This is a genomic window from Actinomyces sp. MRS3W, from assembly GCF_032465695.1.
Lineage (GTDB): Bacteria > Actinomycetota > Actinomycetes > Actinomycetales > Actinomycetaceae > Actinomyces.
In genome coordinates, this window is sequence record NZ_JAWDJJ010000168.1 from 1 (window position 1) to 6,384 (window position 6,384).

The window sequence follows — 6,384 nt, forward strand, 5'->3', positions numbered from 1 at the left end:
GCGCCAGACCCGCCGGGAGCGTCAGTCGCAGCACGAAGCCGATGACGGCGCCCAGCGCCGTCGCCGCACCGCCGAGGGTGGGCACGATCGAGTTGGCGGTGAGCAGCCGCTCGTGGTCGATGATCTGCGGCAGCCCGGCGGACAGCACCGACAGCAGGAAGCGGTTGACGCCCAGCGCCACGAGCACGAGCACGTAGACGGCGGGGCCGATTCCGGCCAGGCGCAGCGCGAGCGTGGTGAGCAGAATGAGTCCGGCCCGCAGCAGGTTGCCGTACAGGAGGGTCTGCCGACGACTCCAGCGGTCAATGAACGGGCCGGTGAAGGGGCCGACGATGCTGAACGGCAGCAGCATGACCACGAGTGCCGCGGCCACGCCGGAGGCGGTGGTCATGTTCTGGGGCTGGAAGAAGAAGAGGGTAGCCAGCCCCGCCTGCACCATGCCATCGCCGGTCTGGGACACGAGCCGCACTCCGAGCAGGGTCCGGAAGGCCGGAACGGAGGCGAGGTCCTTGAGGTCGTCGGTCAGGCGCATGGGATAAGCCTTCCGCATGCGCGAGCCGACGGCGCTCAGCGCCCGCTGTGAGATCCGGCGGGATGCGGTCAGAGCTGGCGAACCATTCGCCGTTCGCCCCGGCCGCTCGCACCGCGCACAACCGAAACAACCCTATTGACAGCTGTGCGCCGGGCGATTACGCTCTCCATCGAACTTACTAAATAGTAAGTAACCGTATTGGCGAACACAGCCGTTCGATGAAAGGGTCCACGCATATGGCACAGCAGCCCGCGTCCCTCGTCGAGGAAGAAACCTCGACGCCCTCTAACCTCGCCCCCGACACCGGCCTACCCTTGGACCGCACCTCCATGGTGCGGTTCGGCGCGGGGTTCCTGCTCATCTCCCTCCTGTGGGCCGTGGGCCTGAGCATCATCGCCTCGGTGCTCCTGCCCCAGCGCCTCAAGGATCTGGGTGTCTCCAACCCCGACGCCCTGCTCGGCACCATCAACGCGATCACCGCCGTCGTCTCCCTGGTGTCGAACCTCATCTTCGGTAACTTCTCCGACCGCACCCGCTCCCGCTTCGGCCGCCGCACCCCGTGGGTCATCTGGGGCGGCGTCATCGGCGGCGTCACGCTCTTCGCCGTCGGTGTTATCGGAAACAGCACCCTGCTCACCATCGACTACTGCCTGTGCATGGTGGGTCTGAACATGATGCTGGCCCCGGCCGTCGCCGTCCTGTCCGACCGCGTGCCCGAATCCATCCGCGGCACCATGTCCACCTTCTGGGGTGTCGGCGCCGCCATGGGCTACCCGCTCGGCGCCATTATCGGTGCGACCTTCATCGCCGGCGGCTCTGCGGCCACCTCCGGCTTCGTCATCGGCGGTGTGCTCATGGGAATCTCCGGCATCGTCGCCGTGGCGCTGTGGCCGCGCGAGCCCTCCGCCGTCGACCTGCCCGCCACCGGTCAGTCGCTGGGTGACCTGGCCCGCTCCTTCATCCCGCCCACGCGCGGCGCCAGCGACTTCTACAAGGCCTTCTTCGGCCGCTTCACCATGCTCATCTCCTACCAGATGATCAACGCCTACCAGCTGTACATCATCCAGGACTACCTCAAGCTCTCGGCCTCCCAGGTCGCTGCGACGGTGGCGGTCACCAACTCCATCATCCTGGTCATGAGCCTCATCGGCGGCTTCCTCGGTGGCCCCATCTCCGACCTGCTGCACCGCCGCAAGGTGCCGGTGGTACTCGCCTCGCTGTGCTTCGCCCTGGGTGTGGCCATGCCGTGGATCATGCCGACGACGACGGGCATGTACCTGTTCGCCGGCATCGCCGGCCTCGGCTACGCCGTGTACGGGTCGGTCGACCAGGCCCTCAACGTGGACGTCCTGCCCAACCCGGAGACCGCCGGCAAGGATCTGGGCATCCTCAACATGTCCACCACGTTCGGCCAGATGTGCGGCCCGATCATCACCTCCTTCGTGGTCACTCACACCGGCAGCTACTCGTTGGTCTTCCCCATCTCGATCGCCTGCGCCGTCATCGGCTGCTTCTCCATCCTGGCGATCAAGAAGGTGCGCTGACCGGTCGCTGACCCACTCAATCCCACGCCGCGGCCCCGTCCGAACTCCTCGGGCGGGGCCGCGGCGTCTGCCCCGACAGGGCTCAGCGACCGGTCCGGCGCGCGGGCTCGAAGTACCGCTGACCGACCCATAAGATCCAGTCATGTCCTCGCCCACCACCCCGAAACGTCGCCGCCTGTCCGCCGCCGAGCGGCGCGAGCAGATCGTCGACGTCGCCACCGAGCTGGTGGCCAAGCACGGCTTCAACGGCCTGTCGCTGCAAGAGGTGGCCGACGCCGTCGGGATCACCCAGGCGGGACTGCTGCACTACATCGGCACCAAGAACGGGCTGCTGGAGCTCCTGCTCGGTGACCGCTACGACCGGCAGGGCACCCCGCAGGACTTCATCGACTCCGGTGACCCGGCCGCCACACATCCGGACGGCATCAGCCTGCCCGCCTACTTCCGCTACCTCGTCGCCTTCAACGAGGCCCGCCCCGAGCTCATGGAGCTGTACATGACGCTCGGCATGGAGGCGACCGACCCGCGCCACCCCGCCTACAACTACTTCATCAACCGCCCCGATCAGGTGTGGGACTTCTACTCCACCTTCACCTGGCGGCTGCCGCCAGACATCGTCGCGGCGGGCGGTTGGCCAACGATGCGGCCGCTGGTGGAGATGGCGATCGAGGCCATGGACGGCGCCCAGATCCGCTTCTTCCGGCGTCCGCCCGTCTCCCTCAAGGAGGAATGGGCGCGCTGGGAGCCCGTGCTATTCCCCTCGCCCACCTGGGACGGCTATCGCTGAACACCGGGCCCGTGGGTGGTCCGCGGTACCTCAGGTGACAAAATCCAACTCCGGGGTTAGCGGCCTCGCGCGCACCGCACGACCCGAATGACGAAATCCGACCCCGGGGGACGTTTCACGACCTCCCCGGGGTCGTAAACCGTACCCCAAGGTCGTGCAGTGCGCAGACGCGACGCCGCCGTACCATGCCAACCCGCCATGCGGTCGCCTCAGACACCGGCAGGCATCAGGCCAGCGGCTTGGGAGCCACCTCAACCTCCTGGGCGGGCACCACCACGGTGACCAGCGAGTCGGCCGGGGCGGTGAAGGTGACGTTCTTGTTCCCCACACCCACGACGATCTCCTGCGGGATGGTCATGTCGTTCTGGGCGGCGACCACCACCGAGCCGTCCGGGTTGTGGAAGGCGAGCAGGTTCTCATACCCGGTGTAGGACAGTGCGGGCACGAACCGGGCGCCCGGCTGCACGAACCCGGACAGGTGCCGCAGCACGTAGTACTCGTAGGTGAAGCGGCTCCTGCCGGTTTCCGGATCCACGGTGACCAGCGAGTTCTGGCTCCAGCCCCAGCGGGAGACGCCTCCCTCATCAAGGGCGAGGTTCCAGTAGTCGTACACACTGGCGCCGTTGTTGAAGTAGTGGCGCATCATGGTCCAGGCGTAGCGGGCGTAGCGCCAGTCGTTCTTGCCGTCCCCGCACTCCTGCTCCGACTGGTAGATCTTCAGCTCGGGGTGGTTGTGGTGGACGAAGGGCACGGCCCGCTTGCCGTCCCACTGGAAGCCGACGCCCTCAATGTGCGGGCCGACCTCCGGGTCGGCCAGGACCTTCTCCACCATGGTGTCGTCGGGGCGCTCCATGGTGCCGAAGAAGACCTTGACGCCGCGACGCTCCATCTCGGGGATGAGTCGGCGCAGGAATTTGATGAGTCCCTCCGGGGTCCAGGTGCAGGCGGGGTAGATCTGGGCGGAGTTGAACTCGTTCTGCGGCATGACCATGGAGATGTCGATGCCGCGCTCGCGGTAGGCGTCGATGAACTTGCCGAAGTAGCGGGCGTAGGCGTCCAGGACCTCGTCGCTCAGGATGAGGCCGTCGGTGCCTTCCTCGATCTGGTTGTCCGGGGACAGGCCGTTGTCGAAGTTGGTCTGCTCGCTCATGGGGTTCGGGGCGGCGCAGGCGTAGTGCTTGTTGCGCTTGAACCAGCTCGGCGGTCCCCAGGGGGAGGCCCACAGGGTGAGGTTCGGCTGCTGCGCCTGGGCGGCCTTGATGTAGGGCACGAGGGTCTCATCGTCGTTGGCGATGGAGAAGTGCTCCAGGGCGTAGTCGCCGTCGACCTCGTCGTAGGAGTACCAGTCGCGGGCGAAGTCGTTGGCGCCCACCGGCATGCGGCAGGTGGTGAGGTTGGCGCCGACGCCGGGGGCGAACAGCTGCCGCATCACCTCGGTGCGCTCGGCCTCCTCCAGCCGGGACAGGGCCACCCAGCCGAGCTCGTTGAAGCAGACGCCGAAGCCGTCGATCTCCTGCGCGGGGGCGTCCAGGCGCAGGAAGGCGCCGGGGAAGGTCTGCATCGGCTCGATGGTGACGGGGGTGTCCGGGGTGAACCAGGGGTCGGATTCGGTGGTGACGTAGAACTGGAAGCCGGCGTCGGGCCGGGTGGCGGATGCGGTCATGATGGTTCTTTCTGCTGGTGGGGTGCTTCTTTGCGGGTGCGTCAGTTCTCGCAGCCCTCGACGGCGAGGACACCCCAGGCGGGGATGGTGACGGTGGCGCCGACCTCCAGCCGGTCGCCCGCCTGACCGGCGGTGCCGAGCACGTCGTCGCCCCCGATCGGCAGGGTCAGCTCGACGGCGTCGCGCGAGTAGTTGAGGAAGTAGGCCAGTTCCCGGCCGCGACCGTTGACGCCCCTGCGTACGGTGACGCGTCCGGCCAGGTCCTGCGCCCAGTCGACGACGCCGGCGCGCTCGGCCACCAGGCGCAGTACCGCAGCCAGCAGCTCGGGACTCGTCCAGGTGGCCAGGTGGGTGATGGATCCGGTGCCGACGGCGCGGGCGGCCACCGCGGGACCGCTCCAGGCGTGGTGGTCGTACTCGGCCAGGACCTCGACGGCGGCGTCACCCTCGCACGCGGCGGCGTCCACGGGGGTGAGCAGCTCCATGAAGGCGGAGGTGGCCAGCACGGCCGGGTCCGTCGGGTCGGCTGCGGCGTCGTCGCTCAGGGCCGCAGCAAGCGCGCCGGTGGGCCGCAGTGCCACGCCCTCGGGGCGGGTGAACTGGTCGGTGCCGAGTCCCAGGAGGGAGGACAGGCCGTGGGGCTGACGGTCGGTGAAGACCTGGACGTTCTCGTCGGCGACGCCGGTGCGGAAGGTGGTAACCAGGTGCCCGCCGCCGGCGACATAGTCGCGCAGCGCCGTCGTCGTGGCCGCCGGCGTCACGTACAGGGCGGGAACCACGAGGACGGCGTAGCGGGCCAGCCGCTCCAGGGGGGCGTCGGCGGGGACGACGTCGACCTCGATGTTGAGGTCGAACAGGGCGTCGTAGACCCAGCGGAAGACGTCGTTGTAGCCCGCGCCGCCCGCGTACTGGCGGGGGAAGCCGGCTTCGAGGCTGAACCACTCCAGAGCGGTGTAGGCCTCATTGGACACCATAATGGCCACTCGGTTGTGCTTGCGCAGGCCGGTGAGGGCAGCGGCGTGCTCGGCGAACTCGCGACCCACCGTGCAGGCCTCCAGGTAGGTGGGGTTGGCGGAGTAGTCCTGGCTGACTAGGCCCTTCCAGTAGGTCTCGAAGGAGTTGTGGATGGAGCCCCAGTGCCAGTACATGACGCCGCAGGCGCCGGAAGCCAGGTGGGAGTAGGCCTGCAGGCGCAGCTGGCCGGGGTAGGGCAGCCAGCCCATTTGCCCCTGGGCCTGGGTCTCGATGACGAGGTAGGGGTCGCCGTCCTTAAGCGAGCGGGAGATGTCTCCGCCGAATCCGATCTCGTGGCCGGTCAGGTGGTCCTCACCGGGGTGGTAGATGTCGACACCGGCCAGTGTGACGGCGTCGGCAGCCTTGAAGTGGTCGACGGCCGGCTGAATGCCGAAGGAGTAGCCGCGCCACTCGTAGTCGAAGTTCTGGGTGACGAACTGGTCCTCGCGGCGGTAGTCGTCCACGATGGCGCGCTGCCAGCTGAGGAAGTCGGTGACGAGGCCGCGGCGGAAGGCGTCGAAGGCCGCGGCGAGGGAGCCGTTGATGGTGCCGGTGACGTCCGGGAAGTCCTCCCAGGCATTCACCCGGTTGGACCAGTAATTGAGGCCGAAGGCGGCGTTGAGAGCGTTGAGGCCCTCGTCTCCCTCGCCGAAGCGCTGCTTGAGGGAGTCGACGAAGGCGCGCTGGATGTCCGCGTTGGCGGCGTCGTAGTACTTGGTCTCGTTGTCCAGCTGGAAGCCGACCACGTTGTCGCGCGGCGCCGTGTGCTTCACGAGCTCCCGGATCGCCGCCTCGGCGTAGCGGCGCAAGGCGGGGGCGGTGATGTCCATGTTCTGGCGGGGGC

The 6,384-nt window shown here is 68.0% G+C and carries 4 protein-coding genes and 1 pseudogene; 2 read left to right on the plus strand and 3 right to left on the minus strand.

Annotated elements, in window-relative coordinates:
- Nucleotides 1–532, minus strand: a pseudogene (locus RWX45_RS05965) (MFS transporter); the annotation flags it as partial.
- 236 nt (nucleotides 533–768) lie between these two features.
- On the opposite strand from RWX45_RS05965, the gene RWX45_RS05970 reads away from it, so the two are divergent.
- Together RWX45_RS05970 and RWX45_RS05975 are read left to right on the plus strand one after the other, a co-directional pair.
- The gene (locus RWX45_RS05970) at nucleotides 769–2,076 is read left to right on the plus strand and encodes an MFS transporter (RefSeq protein WP_316022848.1); all 1,308 of its coding nucleotides are present in this window, start codon (nucleotides 769–771) and stop codon (nucleotides 2,074–2,076) included.
- 142 nt (nucleotides 2,077–2,218) lie between these two features.
- Complete coding sequence (locus RWX45_RS05975; RefSeq protein ID WP_316022849.1) at nucleotides 2,219–2,863, plus strand: helix-turn-helix domain-containing protein; 645 nt, start codon at nucleotides 2,219–2,221, stop codon at nucleotides 2,861–2,863.
- A 226-nt stretch (nucleotides 2,864–3,089) separates the two neighbouring features.
- Here RWX45_RS05975 and RWX45_RS05980 read toward each other — a convergent pair whose 3' ends face one another.
- Together RWX45_RS05980 and RWX45_RS05985 are read right to left on the minus strand one after the other, a co-directional pair.
- Complete coding sequence (locus RWX45_RS05980) at nucleotides 3,090–4,526, minus strand: glycoside hydrolase family 30 protein (protein WP_316022850.1); 1,437 nt, start codon at nucleotides 4,524–4,526, stop codon at nucleotides 3,090–3,092.
- 41 nt (nucleotides 4,527–4,567) lie between these two features.
- Nucleotides 4,568–6,384: beta-galactosidase (locus RWX45_RS05985; RefSeq protein ID WP_316022851.1), on the minus strand; the 1,817-nt coding region annotated here is incomplete at its 5' end.